Genomic DNA, 24,741 nt, shown 5'->3' with positions numbered 1-24,741 from the left:
TATTAAAAGGGAATTCGAATTTCACTCAACTCGCCAGTTGGGTACTCAACGTTCCTGCCCCCACTGAATGGCCAGTTGCACTAAGACGTCAACGGCCTGCTGCATCTCTTCGACAGATGTCCATTCCAGCGGCGAATGCGGATTATGCTGCCCGCTGGAGAGGTTCGGTGTCGGCAACCCCTTTTCTGTCAACAGGCTACCATCGGTCCCGCCCCGAATCACATTCAGGTTCGGCTCCAGACCAGCCGCCCGTGTGGCTGCAATCGCTTTTTCCAATGCCCGTGGCTCTTTCGGCAATCCATCCCGCATATTGCGATACTGTTTGTGAATCGTAATCGTAATTTCCGCTTTCGGATGTTTCTCCCGCAAGGGTTCCGCCAGCGATTCCAGCAGTTGGGCGTATTCAGTTAATTTCTCCGTCTCGAAATCCCTTAAGATCAATCGAGCCGACGCTTCCGCCACACCACCTTCAATATGGTAGGGATGCATAAATCCCTCGCGCCCGTCCGTCGTTTCCGGACTGAGTGTCTCGGTCGGCATCCGGGAAATCAGATCGCTGAGAATCCGAATCGCATTCACCATCACCCCTTTTCCCACAGAAGGATGCGTATTCACGCCACGCACGTCAATCACGGCCTGATCGGCGGAAAACGTTTCCGAATCGATCCGGCCGCTGCCATCACTGTCCAGCGTATAAGCACAGCAAACGCCGAACACGTCTAAATCCAGCTTTTCAATTCCGCGACCAATTTCTTCATCACAGGTAAAACAAAGACGAATCGGACCGTGCTGGATTGATCGATCATTCATTAAATGGGCGGCAGCCGTCATCATCACCGCCACACCCGACTTGTCGTCGGCTCCCAGCAATGTTGTCCCGTCGGTGGTAATTACCGTTTTCCCCACCATCTGCTTCAATCGCGGCTCCTCGCTGACGCGTAACACGCGCGAAGGATCGCCGGGCAGTACCAGATCCTGCCCATCATAGTTCTCATGGACAATCGGTTTCACATGCGTGCCGGAAAACTCAGGCGACGTATCGACGTGCGCCACCCAGCCAATCGCAGGGGCATCTCCTTCAACCGTGCGCGGAATCGTGGCCATCACAATCCCGTACTCGTTAATCGTCACATCTTCGAGTCCCAGTTGCTCACACTCTTCAAACAACATTCGGCTCAAATCCAGCTGTTTTTTCGTGCTGGGAAACGACGGACTTGTCTCATCGGATTGAGTATCAATTTTGACATAACGCAAAAAACGATCAATTAATGTATCCATCAGATGTCACTTTATAATGCAGGGAGAATGTGAAAGAGAAGCGCGACGCCTACGGGCGGCTCGCTAAAAATTGTGCTAAATCAAAGGCAACAAATTCGATTTTCTGGTAACCGTCCCGCTCATAGAGCAGACCAACATGACCATCAGAGAGCGCCGCCAGACAGGAATAAGCAGCAGAGCCCGGCATCACCAGTCGCGAAGCCGTCCACGTTTTGCCGTCATCTTCACTCAGCCGCACGGTCATTTTTTGCCGTTTTTTGCTGGCTGGGTTACTGAAGAGAATCTGCCCCGGCTTTCCTGACTCCGGAAACCGTACCCGGATCAAACTCGCCTGACAAACCGGCTCAATGAGCGCTGCATCCAGAGATTCATTAGACCACGTTGCCCCGCCATCGTCAGAAAAGGCAATCGCCCGCCGGTTCTTGCCGTGATAACTCCGCATATTCATCAACAGCCGGCTATCTGCCAGTTCCACGACGGCACATTCATTCGTCTTCACACCGATCGGCTGGCTGAGCTGCCACGTTTTGCCATGATCGTCCGAGTAAATCGCGTGTGAGCGCCGTATGACTTTGCCGTCCAGCGTCACATTATGATCGCAGGGAATCACCAGCCGCCCTTTGTGGGCTCCTCGCGTCAGTTGAATGCCATTGCCGGGCCCAGTGGCATACCAGGTCCACTCCGGCTTCTTGGTCGTCTCTGTCACTTCATAAGGCGGCTTCCAGGTCACGCCGTCATCATCGGAATAACTCATATAAACGCGTCGCGTGTCCCGCGCGGATTTGTCTTTGATCTGCTTCTCGCGATCCTTGCCATGATTCCAGGTCAAAGGCAGCCAGATCCGCCCCGTCGATTGATCCACGACCGGGCAGGGATTGCCGCAGGTATTCTCACCATCATTCCAGAGTACCGACAAATCGGACCAGGTTTTTCCCTGATCTGAACTTCTTTTGAGAACCAGATCGATGTTACCACTGTCTCCTAAGTTGTTCTTGCGACCTTCGGCAAACGCCAGCAGCGTGTCTTGGGGAGAAACAATCAAAGCCGGAATACGGAACGAGTGGTAACCACCATCGCCCCGTTGAAAGACGACTGTTTTCGTGACGGTTTTCAGAGCAGGGGACTCAGCTTCTTGCGCGTGGACTTCCGTCAAGCCACTCATTAAGCCGCCGGTCAGAAACAGGACACAGGAAACCAGTAGAAGAGGAAAACATATTGTCATGCATTTAGTCATCGTTGAAGCGCTCCGCAGGAGAGACAAATAGTATGAATCCACGGGAATCGAGTATACCGCCGCGCGAAACCGGTCACAATCAACCAAATTCGGTCACATTTCGCGTTGAAAGTGGCGGTTGACTTGCGATCAAGCAAGAATTTGTTAAGCTTTCGACTTCTCACGGCTATTTTTGCCGATAAAGTGAGATATCGAAGGAAGTTAGCGTCGGAAAACCACTTTTTTCTCCAACTTAACTTTCAGTAGAACGGGGCATATTATATAGTGTGTCCCAACCTGAATTTGGCGGTGTAGCTCAGTCGGTTAGAGCAGCGGAATCATAATCCGCGTGTCGGGGGTTCGAATCCCTCCACCGCTACTCGTGTTACTTGATGACACACCCAGACCAACAAAAACGCCTGAATCCCAATGTTGTGCATTCAGGCGTTTTGAAGGAAACCGGCCTTCATGATGAAGTTATGAGGACTTCAGATCAACAGCTAGTTTAGAATACCTTCTCAGTCGATTCCAATTTTGGTTGATCGATTGAAAGCTTTCTTTTCTTGATCAGAGAGTTCCTCATACACTGGTGCGAGTTGTGTCCCGTTTGTAATATCTGGAACTTTATCTCCCCCCATATAGCGGAGACGAATTCCTCCGGATGAAATGATTTGGCCGATAGTAGTAATTCCATTACCACTGAAATCATTTGGTACAATGCAAGAGTAAACTCTGAATCCATCCCCATAAGATATATTCCCCATACTATTGGGACATTTTATAGCGACAGACCTAGTTCCTTCCTCTGGAATATCCCTTACTTCCAAATCCAATCTGGTTTCTACTGTTGGGTCATCTCCTTCGTCATGAGGAATTACTGCATAAGCCACTTTATGACTATCGCGGTATTTTTCATATACTTCTGGAACAGTCTTAACAATTAATTTATTGTCTACACTATCATATTCAATCGAAGAGAACGGGTGCTTATTTGACTCGCCTTTAATAAATGAATAAATGAATATTGTGAGTACCATAACAAATAATATTCCTACGACGACACTATCAACGTACTTAGGGATTGTGAGGCCGTAGTTCATTCGTACTAGAATTAACAGTCCTAGTGATAACATAGCGAAGCCAATAACCGCCATGAGATTCTTTGCAAGCGGTAACATGTAATCTCCAATGATGAGAGAAAACTGACCAATTCTGATAGTAATTCCAGAGTATACTCCTAATAGGAATACAAGACCGAGAAATAACAGAGATGCTGGGTGTCTCTCGAATAACTTTAAGATTGTGGGAAGGCTAACGTTGCCTATTGCCAAATTTTCTTGTTTTTTTTCGGAAGGAGATTTATCCATTATTTCACCTTTTGTCGTTGGATTATTTTGGTGAACTCCTGAGATAATTGTTCTCTATGTATAAAGGGGAGAATATCCGATGACATATACCGATTTTGCTCACCTGGTTCCCAAAGTGATGGGTCTTTATACGCTTCATATCGAGTAGCTATTACTATATCATCATGACTTAATTCTTTAACAATCGTGAGAATTTCGTCTTGATTGTTTTCCCAAATATCTACATACAATTTATCTACAGGGAATGATTTGAGTTTGATTTTTTTTTTTGCCTCAATCGCTATAGGATCATAAATATTTCTCTCTTTATAAACTTCGCAATGTCCTACTTCCCACCGAATATGGTCCTGAGAAAATTGGAACCTTTTCATCATTTTTTTTGTAAATGGCGTAGCTAGATTATTTCTGTTGATTTGTTCAAGTTCTTTATTTGTCAATCCAATTCCACGAAGCCCTTGATCTAATCCAGTTTGTTGATACCAGTCAAGTTGAACAGTGTCTTTTACTTCTCTCAGCTGCTTAATTGGCTTTATATTTTGTGAGTAATATGTTTCCTTAAAATAGCTTGGTATTAATGCATTGTTCCGCATTAATTCGAGTCTGTGATGAAGGAAAAAGTCATTAGAGTTAAAACTGTTTACTACAGGATTCTTATTTGAATTTTTATTAGAATATTTACTTTTGTTTTTTGTATTTGAATATTCTGCTATTGCAGGTTCCACTATACATTCTCGAAGATAAAGTTCTTTTTGTCCGGCTTCCCATGAACTCTTATCAAGAAATAAATCCAGCCTTCTCAGATAAGGCATTAATTCACCTTGATCCTCAAGGTTTTTTATTACAGTTTTCCCTTCAATTTTTTTGACAGATTTATCTTTGATATAGCCATCAATGTGATTTTGTAGAAGCGTTTCATATTGTCGTTGGACTGAACTTGTAGATTTGTCTTTAACATCTTGAGCAACTAAGAAGTTTGGAGCAAAGAAACAAAGGCATATAAAATTGAGATACTTGAGCTTTCTGTTCATTTTCCACTTCCTTTACGCATGACCGAAATGTTCCCTTACGACCAGTACATACTAGTGAACATTACAGGCAGGTCAATTAAAATCTGAGTACACCCTCAAAAGCACACGTATTTTTTTGTTGAGTGCGACTGAGTTTGACCGGCCCCCCAAGATTCAACAATAAAGAAATACTCAGGATCATTCGTGAAAACGTCCTTTTCTTGTTACTGCTTCTCATTATTGTTTACCGCGTTAGAGCAGCGGAATCATAATCCGCGTGTCGGGGGTTCGAATCCCTCCACCGCTACTCGTGTTACTTGATGACACACCCAGACCAACAAAAACGCCTGAATCCCAATGTTGTGGACTCAGGCGTTTTTTTGTTGACTTGCTATGACTGAAAGTTTCGGCTCGGAGCAAGTACCATGCTAAATTGGTCAGAGGCTTGATACCACATCTCCCAAACACGCCGAAGTATCTATCCATCATGCATGCGGTCTGAGCGACCGACGTGCGCAGCTGAAGCTGGAAAAAGCGTGTAGGTCGATGAATCCGAGGGGAGCCAGGTCAATCAGACACTGTAATGTATGATTGGAATCTGTTCAGAAGGCGAGCTCATACGTAAGCGTTTTCAGTCCTGTAGATCAAAAAAATCGGCAACGAAAATCGGCCGACGTCCTGTTGAACGCCGGCCGATCAAATTGCTTTGGTTTATTGCCTTAAACCTGAATCAGATGTGATGGCCCTGTTATATCATCCAGGTAGCCACCAATACATCCCATGTTTGTCTTGGGGCAAATAGCATCAGAACTCTCCAATTGTTTGACCGTCCTGACGGTCCCCCAAATTGCAATACGTAACGTAATCGACATTCTCGCTAATGAAATGGACAGAACCGTCCACCAAAAGGAAGTGGGCTCCTCCGGTATGGAAGCTGGCGTGTCCGGTTGCGTCTGGCCAGGAAACAGTCGGTGAACCTCCTGATTGGAAGTTGTCTTCAAGAACTTTAAGGAACGAACTGTTGATTTTAAGGTGGTACAAAGATTCGGGAACGTTGTGAGCCCAAGCGCTGCCGAATACATCGAAGTGCGCTTTGCATTCTCCCATCAGAATCGTGTTGCTGGCTCCATCAGTGACATCCGCAATCTTGATGTTGGAAACACCTCGCGCAAACATTCCACGGATTCCTCCTTTATTGCGATGTGGATATCGCCACCCCCCCTGAACGCCACCCGTATCTTTACGGCAGAAGGCTTGGGAATTGCAATCCTTGGCTCCACCATCATTTAACGCAGGACCTCCCGAAGGGCGATACATGGCAGCTTGAGCGGCAACGGAAAGTCCGTTGAAATTATTTCCATCTACGCTTTTTCCCGACCCTGCAAAGGGATTACTGGGGCAGGTCATAACCGGAAAGAATTGATTCGTGATCGACGTTCTGTTGGTGGGAGCGGTCCCGGAATTATCATTGATAGGTCGATTGAGATTGAGCTGATTGTACAGAGGAGCCTGATCAAGGAACGGTAAAATCAATGCAAACCATCCTGGAGTCGAACTTGCTCTCAAGTAAGCTTCCGGTGCACCTGAGGCGTCGGAAAATGTGCTGGCATAAGGGAAAACCTTGTGCGTTTCGTGATAATTATGCATCGCCAGTCCGATTTGCTTGAGGTTATTCTTACAAGACGAACGACGAGCAGCTTCCCGTGCCTGTTGAACTGCCGGCAGTAATAAGGCGATGAGGATGGCGATGATCGCGATGACGACCAGTAACTCAATCAAAGTAAATCCTCGGGGTTTCATTGTCCTTTTCATTAGACGGTCTCCTTGCGGTTCATGAGTTTAGAAAATAGTTATAAATCATAAAATAGTTCGTTATCAGTTATAAAATAGCGGATGAGATTACTCGTTCTTGAGATTGAATTCGAATGTCCCACCGCCGGAACCAACGTCAGCAGTGAACCCCGATGACGCTGCTTTTGTGTATTTCTCAGGGATGGCCAATTCACCTTTGGCGAAACTTCCATCATCCTGAACAGCGCCCGGTTGGACTTTCCATGATTCGACTTTGACCTTATAGCTGCCGGCTGGGATCCCCGATGCATTCGCGGATTGAGAAAGTGAGAATTGCCCACTTTTGATTTGTCCGACTGCAGCGGCAGATCCGTTCTCGCCAATAAACGAGACTGTCCCATTTTCCAGGGGAGCTCCATCAAGGTTTACGGTTCCGCTAACGGCGACTCCTTGCCCCACATCCCCCCCGCACCCAACGAGAATGATCGATGAAATGAGCACAATTGCAAACGGACGAAGTAGAAAATTGGTGATTAATCTGGGCATTGTGGATGTGGGCTCCTTAGCGCAAGTAGGCCGTTATTGAATAAAGAATTAGATAATGATTCAAGACTTTATCCAGGATTTCCCATTTGGGTTAATCCTGGAACCGCTTCCGGTAGATGTCGCTACTCATCTTAGTAGATGTGACTCCTCATCTTAACATCGTCCCACCCCAGTGTCTAACGCCTGGTGAATTTTCTGGAATTTTTACGCTCCGAAAGCTTCTGCAGGCTACGCAGCATCCGCAAGCTCGGCTGGCGTCTCACCAGAGCGGCCTGAAAACCGACAGCGGCGCGTAGCTCTCCCGCGTCACTTTGGCTCCGATCTTCACGAGCTTTTCCCGCAGCGTTGTCAGCGACCAGTGTTCGACTTCCTTGGGCGAGATGGACCTCGGCTTCATGGAGTTTCGAAATGATCTGTTCGGATGAATAACGTTTGGTAGGTATGATTGCCTCCCCTCAATTGGCCCAGAATCCTGATTTCTTCGGACAAATTTCCCCAAGATTCAATAAGATAATTCGGAATCATAATCCGCGTGTCGGGAGGTCGAATCCCTCCACCGCTACTGATGTCACTTGATGACACATCCAGATAAACAAAAACGCCTGAATCCCAATCTTGTGGATGCAGACGTTTTTTTGCTGGGTGTAGTTGAACGATTCAAAACAGAAGCGTGTTTCATTCCCTGGGCCAGTCACTTCATCCTGCTGCCACTTCTGCCCGGCAAGAGTCAAGACTGACGCGACGGTAGGACGAAGGGGAACTCGAAAGCGATTGCAAAACGAGTCCTCTTAGTTTAAGCGTGTCCTAAAAGCAAAGCCTGTTCAGACCCCCTGTGCAGATTCAGACTCAGAACGCGGGGTAGAGCAGCCCGGTTACTCGACGAGACTGTCGGCCCGCTTACGAATCAGCGAGTGAATAAAGCCCGCCGCCATCGTGCTTCAGTTTTCCCTGATTCACCAGTTCCTGCCAAACGGCCCGGGAATACTGGTGCGGTGGTTCAATGGCAACGACGCTTGACCGCTGACCAGAGGACGTGGCACCGTAGCCCATTCGGGATTCATCATCCAGGCAAGTTAGCTTGAGACGTTTGCGAAACGCCTTCATGGCCAATTTCAGTTCCTTACTCGAGGGCGGTTCGGGCGTGGGTGTGGCTTCGGAGTCGACCAAAATAGTTTCCTTTGCAAATCTTGATTGAACGATTAACGACCGTGATGATAGACCATTTCTCTGGTCGTCCAACTGTAACATTTTAACCGCCGCTGCACATCGGATGTACTGCGTGGCCGGAATCATCTGTCGGATACGAGGACCTGTAACGATCACTCGAAGGCGGTTTCCGGGACTGGCCCTGGGACCGACTCCGAGCCTTTAAGTGTCGGCCCAGTAGGGTGCATCGAATATGTAGCCCTATCCAGAATGACAACATCCGATGATACACCAATGCGCAAGATTTTGCACCCACTGCGCGCAATAATTGCCTCAGCCACGGGCAAGAAACAGAGCATCTTGGCCACATAGACCATGAACGGCGACCTCTGCCTGGAGGCATACCATCAAATCATGCGATGCGTTTTCGCTAGAGCGCGTCCCATTTAACCATAGCGTCTCTCGTTCGATTATACTCGGCCCGAATGGCCCTGGAGACGGTACAGTAAACCGGGACACAGGCTAAATAGGAAAAGACCAGCCTGGTCTCATGTGGCAACCCTTCCCAAGAATGAACGATGTCCTCTAAATCAGCAGTAAACGAACTGCTAACGAAAGGAATCACTCATCCCACTGAAAAATCAGCTTTGGTAAAATCAGCTTTGGTTTTGGTGTGAAGGACGATACAATAGAGGGTGCCTTTGTACGACGACGCTTTCTGAAATATCCCTTCAATACAAACAAAAGGGTGAGTAAAATGACGAAGACGGCCTCAAACGACACACTCATGACACTGACGACCGTTCCCACCGAACTCGAAGGGCAGTTGCTTGTCCAACTTTTGGAGGAGCATGGTATCCCCGCGACCGCATCAGGGGGAATGACTTCCGAATTCCGGGCCGAAGCCCCTGGAGTGGTCCAAGTCATGGTGCTGCAGGATCGATTTTCAGATGCCAGATCCATCATTGAGAAACAGGAAGCATCAAACTCTCAGTCCAGAGCCGTTGATCAGGATCAGGACGCATCGGATTATGTGCCCGGCTTGACGAAGTTTGGCTTTTGGACACTGATCATCGGGAATATAGTAGCCCTCATTGCAATACTGGCATGGTTGTGAAATCAAGGTTCGCCGCGTACTCGCTGTTTCTTCTTGACAGGAAAACCTTCGATGCAATTTTCGATTGATATTGGTGACGAACAAAAATCTGCTATCGAATTTAAACGGAACTGGTTTAGCGGCAGGACTACAGTCATCATTGAGGGAAAGGAACAAACCTTAAAAGATCCTTATGCGATTTCCACGCATGTCGATCTTGAATTCACCAAACGCTGGGAATTTTTGGTTCAAAATCCCATGCTGCCCAAGGTGGTCATCGAACAAATTCGCCCCTTCTGGTTTGGAGGACTGCGACCGCATCAATATAACGTCTATGTTGACGATTCGCTGGTCCTGGAAAAATGTGGCTATTAGTGCCGGTGTCGCGTTGCATTACTCAGAAATCGTAGATCTGCAACGCAAGGAGCCGTCGTGGTAATCGTCCAAGACTTTCACGCCCCAAAGGGCTGGCTGATGAGCGAAACGTCGCCGTTTTTCCAATGTCCTATCTACAGAGAGATCTGGTTAAACGAACAACATTTTAGGCAATTTATAGCAATTGCACGATTTACTTCACTCCTTCTCCTTGGTACATTGATTTCAGTTCACTGATGCCTGTAATCAGCCTGAATCCGGCTCCTGCCAAAAAATAATCCCGTACTTATCGTTATCTACCCGGAGTTCATCATATCATGGGCCTCATGTGTCGTCTGTCAGTGCTTTTTGTAGTTGTGTCCTCTATCGGAATACTTACTGGTTGCGGAAATGCTCCGCAGGCCGAACCAACGTCCGATACCACAACAGCTTCAACCGGACCACGCGAACTGGAATCCCCTGAAGAACTGCTCAAAAAAGTCGAACAGGCGATTGAGATTGCCCGCAAGCAATTTCATCTGGAGTCAGACAAACACTCGCCTTGGGAAATCTATCATGGCATCCTGGCGTTTCGGAAAGATTACACGATCAGAAAAGAGGGCAAAGACGTTAACGCACTCGAATGGCTTTCGTCGGGCGTTTTCTATGACAAAGAACCCTGGTTTCAAAAAACCGAGTTCGGCGGCCGCGCGCATCCTTACACCAAAGAAAACGCCTTTGAAGGACATAAAAATCAATCGCTGGCCGTTCTGGCGATGGCTGATGTCCCACTGGATCATACGTTCCAGACCCCCGATGGTCCGATTACGGTCGCCGACGTCGTCAACAACGCAAAAAAGGAAATCCAGGAGAACGAAGAAGTCACTTGGTCTCTCTGGGCTCTCGTACATTATCTCGGCCCCGATGCCACCTGGCTGGATAACAAAGGGGAAGAGTGGCGGATCGATGATCTGATCTATATGCAAAACGCTACCATCTCTAATGACTCTGCCTGTGGTGGAACCCACGCGTTGTTTGCACTCGCCTATGCCAGAAATACGTATCAGAATTCAGGAGAGCGGCTGCGTGGTTACTGGCTGGAAGCCGATCAGAAAATCCAGCGCTACATTGAAGAAGCCCGCGCGATGCAGAACTTCGACGGCTCGTTTTCTTACGATTACTTTTTCCAGAAAAGTGCCAGCAATAATTTTCAGGAACGCCTGGAAACCACTGGGCATACCCTGGAATTCCTGATGATGGCGTTACCCGATGATCGTCTCAATGAAGAATGGGTGCGAAAAGCAGTCTCGCTACTAGCCAATGATATTATTGAGAACAAAGACGAAACCGTCGATTACTCGGCACTCTATCACGCCATTGATGGACTGGTGATTTATCGCAATCGCATGTCACCCGACCACACCGCGCAACTGGGCAGCAAGAGCTATCCCAAAACCCCAACAGCGTCGAAGACCGACGTCAAAGTGCTGAAACCGGTTCAGCCTCCCGCGATCAAGGCACCGGCTCCACCGCCGGCACCATAAATCGAACGCGTTATGTTGGCTTTGATTTGACGCGCAATCAGACAGTCTGATCGATGTGTTCTTTGTCGGTGCTCTCACCAGAAGAGACTGCGCTGCTCATATTCAGCAGGAAAAACCCGGTCAGCAGAAAGTCGACCCCGACCAGGGTTCCGACAGCCCAAAGCCCTGATAACGGCCACTGACTCCAGATCAAGCCGCCCAAAAGCAATGAAATCGCCCCACTAAACAGAACGCTCATGCGCCCCTGGTTCGACGGGACATTCATTGCCATCATGATTTTCCAGACGCCCTCGAAGATAAAAAACATCGCCATTAGCATTGTCAGGAATGTTAAACCGAAGATCGGATGGCTGATCACACCAATTCCCCCGAGAAACATCAGTGCGCCCAGCAGTAAGTGCTGAGTTTTGCCAGGCACCCCATCTACGCGTGCTCCTTGAAGTACATACAGAAAACCGCCCAGCAACAGGAGAAAACCAATCACCAAAACAACAGCAGTCCCAGCAACAAAGGGAGTAATCAGTGAAACCACACCAATCACGCAAAGCAAAATGCCTGTTAATTTGAAGTCTTTTACAACAGGCAGGGTCGAGTCGGTCATGGGGGTCTCTCATATTAGAAATAGAAAAGGCTGCAGTATACAGAACCTACTAGAGGCACAGTTGTTAACACCACACGTGAGAACACTTTAGACACCCACTTTTCTGCTCAAAAACAAAGCAGGGGTGTTTGATCTCATATCAAGTATAGCTCACTCTTCATTCTCGGTAGCCAGAATTACTCGCCTGCAGAAAATTCAAAAAGTTATTTTTTGAACTGATTATGCACAAAACGCAGGCTTGCAGGACAAACCGCCTTACGCAATTGGCACACACTTTGCTTATTTAACTTTACTATTAATTTTCGTTGCCTCTTCAGGCTGGGATCTTCGGCTCCTCTTCAAACCAGATCCTGTACAAACTTTGCTTTTCTTGAGGCAACTCCCATGTCATCATTTTTTATTAAGGAGATCTCCTGTGTCCTTTCCCAAACGTCCCAGAAAAGGATTTACGCTGATCGAGCTGTTAGTGGTGATCGCGATCATTGCGATTCTGATTGCCTTGTTACTACCAGCCGTACAACAGGCACGTGAAGCTGCGCGACGCAGTACCTGTAAAAATCAGTTAAAACAACTCGGCTTAGCACTCCATAACTACCTCGACACGCACAGCGTATTCCCTCCGGGGCAGGTTGCCAGTGGTGATTGTGCATCGACTCCCGCCCCCGCCAACCTACCAGCAACAGTCATGAATATGAATGGTTTGGTGCTACTGCTTCCTTTTCTGGACCAGGCACCTTTGTATTCCAGTTTGAATTTTGACCTCGCCTTTGATGACTACACCTCAAGCAGCATTCCACTATCAGGAGGAAATGCCACAACAAACGCGGACAAGGTAAATCGCGTGATGACCATTTTCTCCTGCCCAACAGATCCCGGCCCCTCAGGTGCATCAACGAGTACAACCTATAATTTACCTGGTGGAACTTTTGAACATCGAACGAATTATGATTTCATTGCCAATCAGGATTATAATCACTGTAATTACTGGACCAGACGGAATCATCTCACAAGATGTATGTTTGAAGATGGTAGTAAGTGTCGTCCGCGAGATATTACCGATGGAACCAGTAATACAGCAATGATGACAGAAACCAGAAAATCGTGTTGTCGAAATGGAAATAATGCCAGTTGGGGTGGACGCGGTTGGGTACAAATCGGACTCTCGCTAGGTAAAACACCACCGAATAATACTCTGTATAGTGGAGTCGATTACAAACCACTTCTGGGTAGTTGGGGCTATACCGGAAGTTGGCACGTCGGAGGACTGCATGTCTTAATGGCCGATGGCGCTGTCATTTTCCTCAGTGAAAACTCAGATGCATCCATTCGAAAAAACCTGGATTACATTGCTGACGGAAATGTCATAGGAGAGTTTCGCTAAATCAGGATTAAGCGGCAATGAGCTGATTGTAACAGTGCATGGTATCTGTTTTATCAATACTCCCATCCGCATCCACCGTTTGCACTATCAGATTATTGCAAGCAAGTCCCTATGGTCTTCCGTTCGGAAACGACCAAATCACAATAAGTTTGCTGAACTATCCGAGGAACCTATTGTTCTTCGGGTAGTTTTGAATACTTCGCAGGAAAGCTCACATGAACCTCAACAGACCGCGTTTTATCATTCACATTCAGAATCATTCAAGAATGTGCCTGGCTTTATTGTCCCTCTGTTTTCTTTCGGCATGTGGTGCGAACTCGGAAAGTTCAAAAATCACTGCTGATCTCGTCCCCGTTACCGGAACCGCATCCTTTAAAGGAGAGCCGCTAGCGGGAGCCAGTATTACTCTGATTCCTCAACAAGGAGAGTCTGGTACACAGATGGCATCGGCAGTCACGAATGATTCCGGTGCTTTTGAATTGATCACCCCCATGCCCAATATGAATATTGAAGACTTGAAGGGCGCTGTACCCGGTAAATACAAAGTGGTCATCAGCAAATTCCTGATGCCTGACGGATCGGCACTCCCCCCCGGAACCACAGAAGCAGATGCGATGACAGAAGGAGCAAAAGAATCATTACCGCGCATCTACAGCAACTTCGAAATGTCAAAATTGACAGCAGAAGTTAAAAAAGACACCGCTGAGGGCACAAAAATCGAATTTGTATTGAAATAAGAAGCAATCATCGAGAAGGACTTATTAGTTCTTCTACCACAAAAAATAAACAAACGCCATCATCTCAATGAAATCAGATTACAGAGTTTTATTTGTCCTCAATTACAAGAATAAAACTACGGCTTCGTTTTCAAATCGAACGCGAAGGAATTGTCTTCTCCCGATTTCACTTCAGCCGTCAGCTTGCTCGTCTTCGGGTCGGTATAGCGTTTTGGAATCAGAGACTTCGGCGTCTGATTAACCGGCTGATTCGGATCAAAGGCTGCCGACTCATAACATTCAATCGCTACCAGATGATAACCAACCTGGGCGCCATCGCCGGCTCTGATCGTCATTAACTCAAACGTTCCGTCTTCGTTAATATTTCCCAAAGCCATCCGGCCTGTAGTGCCGCGGTTTTTATCAGGAGTAAACTGGACACTGCCACTGGTGAGTGGTTTACCATCCAGCGTCACCGTTCCTTTCACTCGGGCCAGTGGCGGTGTGTCTGCTGGTCCTCCGCCACAGCCTGTCGAAAGAAGACCTGCCACGAACAACAGGGATAGATAGAACATAAACTCAAAACGTTTACTGTTCCTGGAACCACTGTAGGCTGAATTTCGTTGGTTTTCGATGTGTATCATATGCCTACTCTCCAATCACTTGACCATCGGCCATGCTGCCACGATAACGCCAGTTATTGATATCGACGTTTTCACTGACAAAGACCACGGCTCCATCCGTATTCAGCATATGCACACCACCAACGTGCTGTGAACTAAAGGGGAGCACGGTCCAATCGCTGGCATAAGCGGTCTTGGGGAAGACCTGATTCGGTCCATACCGCATTACCTTGACCGCGCCACTTCCTTCAAGTGTAATACCACGCACCCAGGGACTGCAGCGATTATCATAACAGGAACCATTTGAGCCCCAACCGACATCAGACATAATTGACGGACGATACTCACCATAAATAAACGTGTTCGAGGTACCATCCGTAATATCTCGCATCCGGGTATTGCTGTTAGGCCAGAATATTCCCCGTTGTGCTGCAGGTAAGCTGCTACCGTTTCTGATCCCGACCTGGGCTCCCGTTGACGCATATCCGGCGACGCCAAGATAATTCGTAATCGCTTTTTTGGTACTGCTGTTCCAACCTCGATAACCATGCTCGGAATGCACGGTTTCACCAGAATACGAGGGACAAAGATAAACAGGGATGATGTTCGCGGCTAAATCCACATTCGCCGGATTCGTATAACTCAAGCTGAAATCGAACTTGTTATAAATATTTGCCATATCGATGAATGGCAGAATCATGACCAAAGGCCCCATGCTGTTCAACTGGGGATCGTCGCCTTGGCTGGCCGTGAATGTCCAGCCAATCCCGCCTGGAGGAAAACAGGTATACGTTTCATGATAGTTATGCAACGCAAGACCGATTTGCTTCATATTATTCTTGCATGTCGATCGCCGCGCTGCTTCACGGGCCTGTTGAACAGCCGGTAACAGTAATGCAATCAAAATTGCAATGATGGCAATCACCACTAACAGCTCGATGAGAGTAAAACCACGTTTACCTCTGCGCTGAGGTTTGTTTAACATCGAAGGATTCTCCAATAAGGAATGAATAAGAATTTAAGTGTATTTTCTGGCCAGAAATTCGGTGCAGAACATGAAACTTCTGGAGACCAGATATCGGGGGAGGAACTTTATCAGGGGGAACTCAAGGAAGGAATTCTTCTCAGTTATATTATGCGTCAGTAAAGGGAGGAAATGCAATTCTGATTTTTTGATTGTTAACTTAACAAGACTGCAGCACTATACGCTCATTTCTTCAAAGTACTCATCTCAATCGATAATGACACGCACTATTACCTCTGAACGGTATTAAATGTGTGTCACAATATTTAAGTTTCGTTTCCTGCTTCCAATTATTACGCTGTTCTATGCTTTTATGAACCATTTAACAGGAATTTTTGTTTGTTCAAATTCACATTTCAGAGACAACCGACTCCAAAACCAGGAATCACCACGAGAAACACTGGTACTTCTACCTAGCATCCCATAACACAAACGTTTGTCATAAAATTGAAGAACAGTGAAATCAGTTCGGTTTCGCCAGATACTATTTCAGCCAGTATTCAAAGAAATGATACATCTGCTCGTTTGACTCAGGATTGGGAGCGTGTTTTTCCCGGTTGGTCATCGCCACCCGATTTTCATAACCCAGAAATCGATTGACGGCGATACTGTGATTGAGTGCCCACCATTGCTTAGGGCGATCTTCTGCGCCGCCAGAAACCAGAAACGGGCGGGGGGCCATCAAGGCGTGTAGTTCGTGTAGATCGTAGCCATCTTTGACGAGTTGCTTATACAGCCCGGTGCGCGGATTCTCTTTTGTTGGCAGCCCCCGCTTGCGGAAGTCTGGCCCTTCATACCCCAGGTACCAGGGTTCCCAGTAATTCACACTCGGTCTGCTTTCATCAAACACAATCCCGCCATCTGACCAGGCCGCACACGCGAACTTGTCATACAGGCAGGAAGCAAACATTGCCCATTTGCCACCATACGAATGCCCGACAATGCCGATGCGTTCCGGATCAACCTCTTTGCGATTTGCCAGAACATGAAACGCATTCGCAGCCCCGTAAGCCAAAGCAGACAAAGGCTGAATTTCCGCCTTCTCCCGATTTGGGTAGTAGAGCGAATAATCGTGACCGACCGAAAAAGTCACGAAACCACGCTTCGCCAACTGATACGCAAAGTCCCGGTCTTTGCCTTTCAACCCCACGCCAGTCTCGGGCTCATAATACACCACAAGCACAGCTGGCGTCTTATGGTCCGGCTTCGCGCCATCGGGGATCAGCAGATAACCCGTATTCGGATGCCCGGGCGCAATCTCAAAGCGAACCGTATACTGCGTGAAATTATCCCGATGTTCCTGCTTCAGATAATCCACCTGGGGACGTTCATTTACGGGAGGCCAGTCTCCCATCATTGTATGCCACGTCTTCAATATTTCCTGCCGCCGTGCCTGCCAGTCGGCTGGTGTCTTGACGGGGCGACCATCATAAAATTTCAACGGCGTTTTATAGTTTCCCAGATCACCTTTAAACTCACTCGGCGGTTCAAAAAACGGAGCAATCTGCTTCCACATTTCTTTTTGTGCGTCTGAAGGAGCACTCGCTGCTTGTTCACCAGACCAGACAATGGATACAGATATGGTGAGAAACAAACTTACTATTCCGCAGGAAATCAGACTTTTCATGCTCATTCACTCCACTCAACGCTGTTGTGATCAATGACGATTCTTCATCAAACCAGAAGTTCATATCATAACCTGTTGATACATGCAAAGAAACTCCTCACAATAGATTCTTGATTTCGACCACATAACAACTCATGATAAGCGATAATCGTGAGTCACCGATTTTACTTGCCCTCAACAAGGAAACGCCCCCATGCAGCGCCCGATACTCGCCTTACTATTGACGTTCACTTTTCTCTCTTCCGCAACCTTCGCGGCAGACAAACCGAAAACTCCAAAACCAACATACGCAAATGTCACCTATGGTCCACACGAAAAGACCAAACTGGATTTCTGGGAAGCAAAAGGAGATGGCCCGCGTCCACTGTTGGTTTACATTCACGGTGGTGGCTGGATTGGCGGCGATAAAGGTCGTGTTGGCAATATTCAACCATATCTCGATAAAGGGATTTCGTACGCATCAATCAACTACCGTTTAACAGGTGAAGCATCACTGCCAGTCCCCGTACATGATGCAGCCCGTGCGATTCAGTTCATCCGCTCCAAAGCCGCTGATTGGAATATCGATAAAAAGAAAATTGCCTTGACCGGCGGCAGTGCAGGGGCCTGTACTTCGATGTGGCTCTTATACCACGATGATCTGGCTGACCCCAAAGCCAAAGATCCCGTTGCCCGAGAATCCACCCGCGTCATCGCCGCTGCCGTCGGGGGAGGTCAGACGTCGATCGATCCCAAAGTCATCGAACCCTGGCTCGGCCCGAACGTGCTCAAGCATGCTATGATCCACAAAGCAGTTGGCGGCAAAAGCATGCAGGACGTGATGGACAACTATGAAAAACACGAAGCACTCTACAAAGAGTTCTCTCCCTACAACCATCTGACCGCCGACGATCCACCACTCTTAATGACGTACGGCGGCAACATGAAACTTCCTTCTGAAAACGCCGGCCATGGAATTCATCACCCTGTCTACGGCGTCAAAATGAAGGAAAAAGCCGACAAAACCGGCACGGAATGCCATCTCTTGATTCCTGGCGTTTCCAAATCAAAACAATACTCTAACTCCAACGAATTCTTGATGGACAAGCTGTTGAGCAAAGGTTCCTGATTCGAATCCCAGGTGTTGAAAACTCCAAGCAGACAGAGCGCAAACCGTTTTGCGATCTGTCTGCTTTTTTATTTCCCGTTCATTGCGGAAACAGTTCCGGTGCCAGACGCGGGTCAGACAAATCCAGTTGATACATCATCTGGTTATAATCGTAGCGGGGCGTTTTGACTTCATTTCCCGAGAACAACGTCGTATAGGTCCCTTCGAAATAAATCAATCGCCCGTTTTCTTCAGCAAACATCGGATGCTGTTTCGGATTATAAAAACTGTATTTGTGATGCGTCACGATCTTGCGCGCCCACTTCCAGGGCCCCAAGGGACTGTCTGCCTCCGAATACCAGATCTCCCCCAGCACGGACGTACCAAACTTTTGTGACGCGATCATCGTCCACTTCTTGCGATACGCGTTCCAGGCCACAGAACTGTTATGAATCTGAATCGCTTGCTTCGTTTTAATATCACGTAGATAAAAATAGCCTTCCTCAGCGGCAAGCGTCCCCTGTTGAATCAGTTTCTGTTCCAGATCATAACTCAACGGCGGAAGATGCTTGCGCCACTGATAGCGCAGTTGACCTTGCACGTCTCGATCCACGGCCCATTCTTCCGTGCCTGTCCCCGCTTTTAAATAAGTATAGGTTTCATATTCGGGCAAATCAGCCAACGCGTCAGGAGTCGCAGGTACCCGGATCAGCGGAGCCGCCAAACCAAACAATACATAATCGATCCCGTCCATTTTATATTTCACAGGATGACCTACCGGATAGAGCGGGGCATCAAAATCAAACACCTGTTGTTTCTCAAATTGTTTCAATGCATCATTAAATTCAACCAGCCCTCGTTCATACGCCGTCAGCATCCCTCTGACTTTGACATACTTCGCAAACATGTGCTCTATACCTGACTCATCTTTCAAAGTCACGAGTGCATCAATCCAGGTCGGTCCCTCGCCCGGCATGGCACAAGTCTTCTTGGCAAAGCCGGATTGATCCAGAAAATAATTCAAATTGACGCCTTTTTGAATCGCCAGCCCTCCCTGCGAAGGTAATTCGGAGACCGCACCAGGAACATCATAATTGCCGAGGGGATAACGGGGCTGATTCGTATCTCCCCAGAACCAGTACACCTTATTCTTAAAAATGACATTCTCAACACTGTCAGAACCCAGCACACGACCATCTAATACTGGATGTTTCAGAGGAACCGACACTCCTGTCAATACACTGTCCCGATAAATTCCCCCACCAGTGATGCGATACAGCCGCTGCGCCACATTAATCCGTTTCAACTTGAACACCGCTTTGCCGCCCGGCGTTACGTTTAGTTTTTTGCCGGTGAATCCAAAATTGTCTTTGGGGTAGGTATAACCGTGACTCCGTATCGAAAAATAGACTTCCTGATTCATCAAACCCGGCTCATGAAAGGCAACAATTCCGTTGCTATCGGTCACATACAGAATCTGATTCACCGTCTCCAATTCTACCAGTGGAATGCCGCGTTCGGTCTCCGCATCGATCACCTGAATCTGGTAATAGTCCGCCGCTACTGAGAAATGAGGCGTACAGACCAGCATGGTGAGCAACAGGGCATAATATCTTGCCATCGAATTTCCTTTAATTTTTCCCTAATGGACAACGGTTTGAGTTTTAAGAATCAGTATCAACTGGGCTGGTAATTCATTCGAGATACTGAAAGAATAAGTTTTCCGACATCATAGTCTTCTACGCGCCATTAATCTCTTTCATTCCTGAAATTCAAGATCATGCAACGACGACGATTTTTACAGCAGTGTGGTATCTTTGGCTCCGGAATTTATAGTCTTCCCTTCCTGCAGGCCCTGCAATCACGAACGTGCTATGCATCAAACCCCGGGGAACTCAAAGCCGATGTTGTGATCATCGGTGCCGGTCTCGGAGGTTGTGCTGCCGCGTTAGCCGCCTGCCGCAATGGAGCCCGCGTGATTCTGACGGAACCGACCGACTGGATCGGCGGCCAGATCTCTCAACAAGCCGTTCCACCAGATGAGCACAAGTGGATCGAGTCGTTCGGACGCACACAGTCCTACGCGCAATTGCGGACTCTGATTCGCGAATATTATAAACAGCATTATCCCTTAACAAAAAAAGCCCGACAAGTCACGAACCTGAATCCCGGGAATGGTTCTGTCTCGCGAATCTGCCACGAACCCAAAGTCGGCATTGCAGCGCTGCAATCAATGCTGGCGCCTGCAGTCAGCAGTGGTCAACTGACCTTACTTTTAAATACGCACCCCGTCAGTGCCTCTCAGTCAGGTGACCGGATTGAAACTGTAACCTGCCAGACGCTGGGATCAGATAAACCAGTCACACTGCACGCCAGATATTTCATCGATGCCAGCGAAGAAGGGGACCTGCTGCCGTTAACCGGAACCGAATATGTGCTGGGTGCGGAATCACAGGCTGAAACCAGCGAACCACACGCTCCGGAACAGGCCAATCCTGCGAACATCCAGGCATTGACGCACTGCTTTGCCATCGATCATCTGGAAGGGGAAGACCACACCATCGAACGCCCCGCCATGTATGACTTCTGGAAAAATCACGTTCCCCCGTTAACGCCTGCCTGGTCGGGTAAAATTCTTTCACTCGATTATTCATCCCCACGCACGTTGAAACCCAAAGAACTTTCCTTTGTGCCGTGTGGCAAGGAAACAGCGCCGCCCAAAACCAAATCGCTGAATCTCTGGCTCTACCGCCGCATGATCGACCGCAACAACTTCCCCCCGGGCGCTTACGCCAGCGATATCACTGTCATCAACTGGCCGCAGAATGACTACATGCTGGGTAATATCACCGACGTGACGCCCGCCGAACGTGCGCAGCATCTTAACGCCGCCAAACAACTCAGCCTGTCGCTCCTGTACTGGTTACAAACCGAAGCCCCCCGTCCGGACGGCAAGCAGGGCTGGAAAGGGCTGCGTCTGCGAAAGGATATCGTCGGCACCGAAGACGGTCTGGCAAAATATCCTTATATTCGTGAGTCCCGCCGCATCAAGGCCGAATTAACGATCAAAGAACAGGACCTGACCTATTCCGAGCGACTCAAAGTAATGGGCAAGGATCATAAGCCGCTGCTCGCTAAACCATTTGATGATTCCGTCGGCATCGGTTATTACCATCTGGACCTGCATCCCAGCACGGGAGGCGATAACTATATCGACATGGGCAGTGTCCCGTTTCAGATTCCCCTGGGAGCGATGATTCCTGAGCGTGTCGAAAATCTGATTCCCGGCTGTAAAAACATCGGCACCACGCACATTTCCAACGGCTGCTACCGTCTGCATCCTGTCGAATGGTCGATTGGTGAAGCGGCCGGTGCCTTATGTGCCCAGGCGATTTCCAGAAAAACGACACCACGCAGAATTCGTAACGATCAACGCCAGCTCCAGGATTTCCAAACCACGCTCACACAGCAGGGGATCGAACTCGCGTGGTCAAAGCTGAGTTAACGGCTCGATTCAACCGCTCAGTTCAACCGCGAACCAGCGGCGGTACATGCTGTTGTAAGAACCAGCGATCAAGTAGAACCTTGCGCGTGAACCACTGGGTCGACATAAATTGTCGTCCCAGAAACTGACGGAGTGCTGCCGGAATGAGGCTTGCTTCCGGATGCTCCGACCATTCGCCAAACCGTTGAAATAGCTTCTCCTGATAAACGGCCAATCGATCCTTTGCATAATCCTGCTGGCAACTACGGATCACGTCAGCGGCGATCAACCCCGTTTCAATGGAAGGGCGAATGCCTTCTCCACTTTGCGACGACGCCATCCCGATCGCATCTCCCACCAACAATAACTTCTCGTCAATAATCGTCCGTTTTTGCAAACCATACAGGCGATAAGCGTGACCTTTAAATTTGCCGAGGATCTCCTTAGGCACGCGCCCCTCTTGATCCAGATAGTCGGTAAATTCTTCGCGTACCGCCGACAGTTGTTTTTCTCCCTCGCGTCCCATACCGACATTCAAATAGCCATCTTTATAAAAACACCAGCCATACCCTTTTAAGTCGCGACAGAAATATAATTCCGGTCTGTCCGGTTTCACACGGCAGAGACTCTGCTGCTCGGGAGTTAGTTCAAATTCCGTTTCCTGAGCCAGCACGACCGATTTTTCCGACGGGTTATCCCGATTCAACCAGCGGGCTACCGGACAGAAATGACCGCCTGCCCCCACCACCAGCTTTGCCTGCAGAGAACCATTGATCAGCCAGCCATTCTCATTTTGTTCCATCGTTTTAAAAGGCACACCCAACTGAGTCCGGGCGCCGCAGCGTTTGAGCAGGTAGTCATCAAACTCACAACGCCGGATGCCATAACTGACCGTCTTTGCGTATTCGGTCTCAATCGCGGTACCACCAATAATTCCAGTTCGAAAACGCGTGATCGGTTGCAGAGCATGTTCTCGTTTATAATCATCCAGATCCAGATCAAGCAGATCTACAACAGGCGGGGTAATCCAGCCTGCACAGACTTTATCTCGTGGAAACATCGCCTTATCTATGATCAATACATCAAGGCCTGAATCACGCAACCCTCTGGCACAGGAGGAACCCGATGGCCCTCCTCCCACAATCAGCACATCACACGCCTTATTCTCCATCTCAGTCATGATCGTTTCACCGCCTGCGAAGGCTCAGTCTGATACAAACCAGCGCGCGTCCAGGGAATCTCGTTATTCCCCCCATTCGTGAAGACCACTTGAAATAACTGCAGGGAACCAGACCGAAATGCAGCTACCGAAGCGGACAGATAGAGCCGCCAGGTACGGATGAATTTTTCGTCAAACATTTCCTGGACCTGATCGATGTTCTGTTCATAGCGCTGCAGCCAGTGTTCCAGAGTCAGTGCATAATGCAGGCGAATATTTTCGACATCCAGAACCGAAAGTTTCTGAGGCTCGAAAATTTGCATCATCTGGCTCAAACTGGGCACATGCGCGCCGGGAAAAATGCGTTTGGTGGTCCAGCTATCCAAAACCCGCGGCGCGTTACAGCCTATGGAATGAACCAGGCCACGACCACCGGGATTTTGACAACCGGCGATCACTTCACCCAACGTTTCATAATTTTTCAGGCCGACATGTTCCAGCATCCCGACCGACACGAAGGAATCGTAATTGCCGGTGATATTCCGCCAGTCATCTTCCACGAACTCAACCTGATCACTCAATCCTTCCTGCCTGGCACGTTCGCGGGCATAGACAATTTGTTCGTGGGAAATGTTAAACGCTTTCACCTTCGCACCATAATATTTAGCCATATGCAACGCCAGCGCACCCCAGCCACAACCGGCTTCAACAACCGTATCTCCCGGCTTCAAACCGACTTTTCGACAAACGTGATCCATTTTGGCAATCTGAGCGGCTTCCAGTGACATCTCCGGATCGGAAAAATAGGCACACGTATAAGCAAGTTGCTGATCCAGCCAGAGTTCATAGAAGTCATTTCCAATATCGTAATGATGATGGATATGACTGCGGGCCGCGTCGATCGTATTCCGCTGTAACCAGCCCAGGCAACTCCGAATTCCATCCCGATAAAAGTGTTTGGTATCGGCCGTAAGAGTACATCGATCGATGGCTTCATTGAAGGCAATCAAACCACCTTCGACTTCAACGATTCCTTGTGTATAACCATCTCCAAAAGCCAGGCTAGGATCAATCAACAGCTTATACAATGTGCTGCGCTGATGAATGAAGAGTCGCACAGCAGGGGAAGTCGGGGACGTTGTAATGATGGTGTTATCCCATAAGACAACTTCAATTTCCGGATTACCAGCTTTCTGCAGCATAGTACGCATCAGCCATCGGTCCAAAGCGGTTGCTTTGCCAGAGGTTCTCTGCGGGTCTGGTAAACGAGCATGAATATCAGAAAGGGCAACATGACGTTCTGAACCAGATATTCCTCCCAGTTGAGCATGTTGGGGTGTGGAGTCTGACTTTGTTGGATTCACTAGAGTTCTCCCGAACTGCGACGACCCGATTCTTACTCGATTGAAAACGCTTTAAAAAAACCTCGAACTAATAATTTTTCGAATAGTAAAGCACCGCTTCTTATTTTCACTGAAGGAATTGAAATTTCAATTCCTTTTTGAATTTCTGATCACTAATCTTATAATTTAAAAATGGACCGAAGAGCAATTTACTTATTTTCCCAGCTAGCATACTTCATAGTACCGGAACACACGCACAGACTCCATAGCCATTAAAAACAAGCCTGAGATCTCGTTGACCAAGTTGACTGCTTTTGCCTGAGCATACAAAATTTCGCAAAGAACGGATAATCG

22 protein-coding genes and 1 tRNA gene are annotated in these 24,741 nt (G+C 48.1%); 9 read left to right on the top strand and 14 right to left on the bottom strand.

What is annotated here, in order from left to right; translation table 11 throughout:
* Positions 1–45: 45 nt before the first annotated feature.
* Positions 46–1,278: a peptidase T gene (gene pepT, locus AAC022_RS22480; RefSeq protein WP_339734682.1), complete on the bottom strand. Its 1,233-nt coding sequence runs from the start codon at positions 1,276–1,278 to the stop codon at positions 46–48.
* Positions 1,279–1,327: 49 nt separating this feature from the next.
* The gene (locus AAC022_RS22475; RefSeq protein ID WP_339734680.1) at positions 1,328–2,500 is read right to left on the bottom strand and encodes a sialidase family protein; all 1,173 of its coding nucleotides are present in this window, start codon (positions 2,498–2,500) and stop codon (positions 1,328–1,330) included.
* Between the two features lie 296 nt (positions 2,501–2,796).
* On the opposite strand from AAC022_RS22475, the gene AAC022_RS22470 reads away from it, so the two are divergent.
* Positions 2,797–2,870: transfer RNA gene (locus AAC022_RS22470), tRNA-Met, on the top strand.
* 139 nt (positions 2,871–3,009) lie between these two features.
* Here AAC022_RS22470 and AAC022_RS22465 read toward each other — a convergent pair.
* From AAC022_RS22465 to AAC022_RS22450, 4 genes are all read right to left on the bottom strand, one after another.
* The gene (locus tag AAC022_RS22465) at positions 3,010–3,858 is read right to left on the bottom strand and encodes a hypothetical protein (RefSeq protein ID WP_339734678.1); all 849 of its coding nucleotides are present in this window, start codon (positions 3,856–3,858) and stop codon (positions 3,010–3,012) included.
* Complete coding sequence (locus AAC022_RS22460; RefSeq protein ID WP_339734676.1) at positions 3,858–4,886, bottom strand: hypothetical protein; 1,029 nt, start codon at positions 4,884–4,886, stop codon at positions 3,858–3,860. Before AAC022_RS22460 ends, AAC022_RS22465 begins: the two co-directional genes overlap by 1 nt.
* Before the next feature lie 783 nt (positions 4,887–5,669).
* On the bottom strand, positions 5,670–6,677 hold the full coding sequence (locus AAC022_RS22455) for a DUF1559 domain-containing protein (protein ID WP_339734674.1): 1,008 nt from the start codon (positions 6,675–6,677) through the stop codon (positions 5,670–5,672).
* An 87-nt stretch (positions 6,678–6,764) separates the two neighbouring features.
* Positions 6,765–7,202 carry a hypothetical protein gene (locus AAC022_RS22450; protein ID WP_339734672.1) on the bottom strand — a complete coding sequence of 146 codons (438 nt, stop codon included), beginning with the start codon at positions 7,200–7,202 and terminating at the stop codon, positions 6,765–6,767.
* Between the two features lie 575 nt (positions 7,203–7,777).
* Between AAC022_RS22450 and AAC022_RS22445 the strand changes: the two genes are divergently transcribed.
* Complete coding sequence (locus tag AAC022_RS22445) at positions 7,778–7,939, top strand: hypothetical protein (RefSeq protein WP_339734670.1); 162 nt, start codon at positions 7,778–7,780, stop codon at positions 7,937–7,939.
* Between the two features lie 160 nt (positions 7,940–8,099).
* Here the strand turns inward: AAC022_RS22445 and AAC022_RS22440 are convergent, their stop codons facing one another.
* On the bottom strand, positions 8,100–8,369 hold the full coding sequence (locus AAC022_RS22440; protein WP_339734668.1) for a hypothetical protein: 270 nt from the start codon (positions 8,367–8,369) through the stop codon (positions 8,100–8,102).
* Between the two features lie 736 nt (positions 8,370–9,105).
* Between AAC022_RS22440 and AAC022_RS22435 the strand changes: the two genes are divergently transcribed.
* From AAC022_RS22435 to AAC022_RS22425, 3 genes are all read left to right on the top strand, one after another.
* Positions 9,106–9,465 carry a hypothetical protein gene (locus AAC022_RS22435; RefSeq protein WP_339734666.1) on the top strand — a complete coding sequence of 120 codons (360 nt, stop codon included), beginning with the start codon at positions 9,106–9,108 and terminating at the stop codon, positions 9,463–9,465.
* 51 nt (positions 9,466–9,516) lie between these two features.
* On the top strand, positions 9,517–9,819 hold the full coding sequence (locus tag AAC022_RS22430) for a hypothetical protein (protein WP_339734664.1): 303 nt from the start codon (positions 9,517–9,519) through the stop codon (positions 9,817–9,819).
* A 317-nt stretch (positions 9,820–10,136) separates the two neighbouring features.
* On the top strand, positions 10,137–11,342 hold the full coding sequence (locus AAC022_RS22425) for a hypothetical protein (protein WP_339734662.1): 1,206 nt from the start codon (positions 10,137–10,139) through the stop codon (positions 11,340–11,342).
* A 37-nt stretch (positions 11,343–11,379) separates the two neighbouring features.
* On the opposite strand, the gene AAC022_RS22420 is transcribed toward AAC022_RS22425, so the two are convergent.
* Positions 11,380–11,943 carry a DUF308 domain-containing protein gene (locus AAC022_RS22420; RefSeq protein WP_339734660.1) on the bottom strand — a complete coding sequence of 188 codons (564 nt, stop codon included), beginning with the start codon at positions 11,941–11,943 and terminating at the stop codon, positions 11,380–11,382.
* 415 nt (positions 11,944–12,358) lie between these two features.
* Between AAC022_RS22420 and AAC022_RS22415 the strand changes: the two genes are divergently transcribed.
* A complete protein-coding gene (locus tag AAC022_RS22415) occupies positions 12,359–13,324 on the top strand; it encodes a DUF1559 domain-containing protein (RefSeq protein ID WP_339734658.1) in 966 nt (321 codons plus the stop codon).
* A 215-nt stretch (positions 13,325–13,539) separates the two neighbouring features.
* Positions 13,540–14,061 (top strand): carboxypeptidase-like regulatory domain-containing protein, encoded by a 522-nt coding sequence (locus AAC022_RS22410; RefSeq protein ID WP_339734656.1) that lies wholly within the window; start codon positions 13,540–13,542, stop codon positions 14,059–14,061.
* Positions 14,062–14,177: 116 nt separating this feature from the next.
* Here the strand turns inward: AAC022_RS22410 and AAC022_RS22405 are convergent, their stop codons facing one another.
* From AAC022_RS22405 to AAC022_RS22395, 3 genes are all read right to left on the bottom strand, one after another.
* Complete coding sequence (locus AAC022_RS22405) at positions 14,178–14,684, bottom strand: hypothetical protein (RefSeq protein ID WP_339734654.1); 507 nt, start codon at positions 14,682–14,684, stop codon at positions 14,178–14,180.
* A gap of 4 nt (positions 14,685–14,688) precedes the next feature.
* The gene (locus AAC022_RS22400) at positions 14,689–15,648 is read right to left on the bottom strand and encodes a DUF1559 domain-containing protein (RefSeq protein ID WP_339734652.1); all 960 of its coding nucleotides are present in this window, start codon (positions 15,646–15,648) and stop codon (positions 14,689–14,691) included.
* Between the two features lie 523 nt (positions 15,649–16,171).
* Positions 16,172–17,314 carry a prolyl oligopeptidase family serine peptidase gene (locus tag AAC022_RS22395; protein ID WP_339734650.1) on the bottom strand — a complete coding sequence of 381 codons (1,143 nt, stop codon included), beginning with the start codon at positions 17,312–17,314 and terminating at the stop codon, positions 16,172–16,174.
* A 193-nt stretch (positions 17,315–17,507) separates the two neighbouring features.
* On the opposite strand from AAC022_RS22395, the gene AAC022_RS22390 reads away from it, so the two are divergent.
* The gene (locus AAC022_RS22390) at positions 17,508–18,422 is read left to right on the top strand and encodes an alpha/beta hydrolase (RefSeq protein ID WP_339734648.1); all 915 of its coding nucleotides are present in this window, start codon (positions 17,508–17,510) and stop codon (positions 18,420–18,422) included.
* A gap of 79 nt (positions 18,423–18,501) precedes the next feature.
* Here the strand turns inward: AAC022_RS22390 and AAC022_RS22385 are convergent, their stop codons facing one another.
* Entirely contained in the window at positions 18,502–20,022 is a 1,521-nt protein-coding gene (locus tag AAC022_RS22385; protein ID WP_339734646.1) for a hypothetical protein, read from the bottom strand.
* Between the two features lie 159 nt (positions 20,023–20,181).
* Here AAC022_RS22385 and AAC022_RS22380 point away from each other — a divergent pair, with 159 nt between their 5' ends.
* A complete protein-coding gene (locus AAC022_RS22380) occupies positions 20,182–21,906 on the top strand; it encodes an FAD-dependent oxidoreductase (RefSeq protein WP_339734644.1) in 1,725 nt (574 codons plus the stop codon).
* A gap of 22 nt (positions 21,907–21,928) precedes the next feature.
* Here AAC022_RS22380 and AAC022_RS22375 read toward each other — a convergent pair whose 3' ends face one another.
* Together AAC022_RS22375 and AAC022_RS22370 are read right to left on the bottom strand one after the other, a co-directional pair.
* Positions 21,929–23,065 carry an NAD(P)/FAD-dependent oxidoreductase gene (locus AAC022_RS22375; RefSeq protein ID WP_339734642.1) on the bottom strand — a complete coding sequence of 379 codons (1,137 nt, stop codon included), beginning with the start codon at positions 23,063–23,065 and terminating at the stop codon, positions 21,929–21,931.
* The gene (locus AAC022_RS22370; RefSeq protein WP_339734640.1) at positions 23,062–24,408 is read right to left on the bottom strand and encodes a cyclopropane-fatty-acyl-phospholipid synthase family protein; all 1,347 of its coding nucleotides are present in this window, start codon (positions 24,406–24,408) and stop codon (positions 23,062–23,064) included. The genes AAC022_RS22375 and AAC022_RS22370 overlap by 4 nt, the downstream gene beginning before the upstream one ends.
* Positions 24,409–24,741: the final 333 nt, after the last annotated feature.

Origin of the sequence: uncultured Gimesia sp. (assembly GCF_963976445.1) — a bacterium.
In the GTDB taxonomy this organism is placed as follows: Bacteria; Planctomycetota; Planctomycetia; order Planctomycetales; family Planctomycetaceae; genus Gimesia.
This window is presented reverse-complemented; position numbering and strand designations above follow the sequence as displayed.

Coding starts and splice junctions, on each gene's coding strand:
- pepT (WP_339734682.1), bottom strand. CDS start 1,278: ATGGATACATTAATTGATCGTTTTTTGCGTTATGTCAAAATTGATACT.
- AAC022_RS22475 (WP_339734680.1), bottom strand. CDS start 2,500: ATGACAATATGTTTTCCTCTTCTACTGGTTTCCTGTGTCCTGTTTCTG.
- AAC022_RS22465 (WP_339734678.1), bottom strand. CDS start 3,858: ATGGATAAATCTCCTTCCGAAAAAAAACAAGAAAATTTGGCAATAGGC.
- AAC022_RS22460 (WP_339734676.1), bottom strand. CDS start 4,886: ATGAACAGAAAGCTCAAGTATCTCAATTTTATATGCCTTTGTTTCTTT.
- AAC022_RS22455 (WP_339734674.1), bottom strand. CDS start 6,677: ATGAAAAGGACAATGAAACCCCGAGGATTTACTTTGATTGAGTTACTG.
- AAC022_RS22450 (WP_339734672.1), bottom strand. CDS start 7,202: ATGCCCAGATTAATCACCAATTTTCTACTTCGTCCGTTTGCAATTGTG.
- AAC022_RS22445 (WP_339734670.1), top strand. CDS start 7,778: ATGACACATCCAGATAAACAAAAACGCCTGAATCCCAATCTTGTGGAT.
- AAC022_RS22435 (WP_339734666.1), top strand. CDS start 9,106: ATGACGAAGACGGCCTCAAACGACACACTCATGACACTGACGACCGTT.
- AAC022_RS22430 (WP_339734664.1), top strand. CDS start 9,517: ATGCAATTTTCGATTGATATTGGTGACGAACAAAAATCTGCTATCGAA.
- AAC022_RS22425 (WP_339734662.1), top strand. CDS start 10,137: ATGGGCCTCATGTGTCGTCTGTCAGTGCTTTTTGTAGTTGTGTCCTCT.
- AAC022_RS22420 (WP_339734660.1), bottom strand. CDS start 11,943: ATGACCGACTCGACCCTGCCTGTTGTAAAAGACTTCAAATTAACAGGC.
- AAC022_RS22410 (WP_339734656.1), top strand. CDS start 13,540: ATGAACCTCAACAGACCGCGTTTTATCATTCACATTCAGAATCATTCA.
- AAC022_RS22405 (WP_339734654.1), bottom strand. CDS start 14,684: ATGATACACATCGAAAACCAACGAAATTCAGCCTACAGTGGTTCCAGG.
- AAC022_RS22400 (WP_339734652.1), bottom strand. CDS start 15,648: ATGTTAAACAAACCTCAGCGCAGAGGTAAACGTGGTTTTACTCTCATC.
- AAC022_RS22395 (WP_339734650.1), bottom strand. CDS start 17,314: ATGAAAAGTCTGATTTCCTGCGGAATAGTAAGTTTGTTTCTCACCATA.
- AAC022_RS22390 (WP_339734648.1), top strand. CDS start 17,508: ATGCAGCGCCCGATACTCGCCTTACTATTGACGTTCACTTTTCTCTCT.
- AAC022_RS22385 (WP_339734646.1), bottom strand. CDS start 20,022: ATGGCAAGATATTATGCCCTGTTGCTCACCATGCTGGTCTGTACGCCT.
- AAC022_RS22380 (WP_339734644.1), top strand. CDS start 20,182: ATGCAACGACGACGATTTTTACAGCAGTGTGGTATCTTTGGCTCCGGA.
- AAC022_RS22375 (WP_339734642.1), bottom strand. CDS start 23,065: ATGACTGAGATGGAGAATAAGGCGTGTGATGTGCTGATTGTGGGAGGA.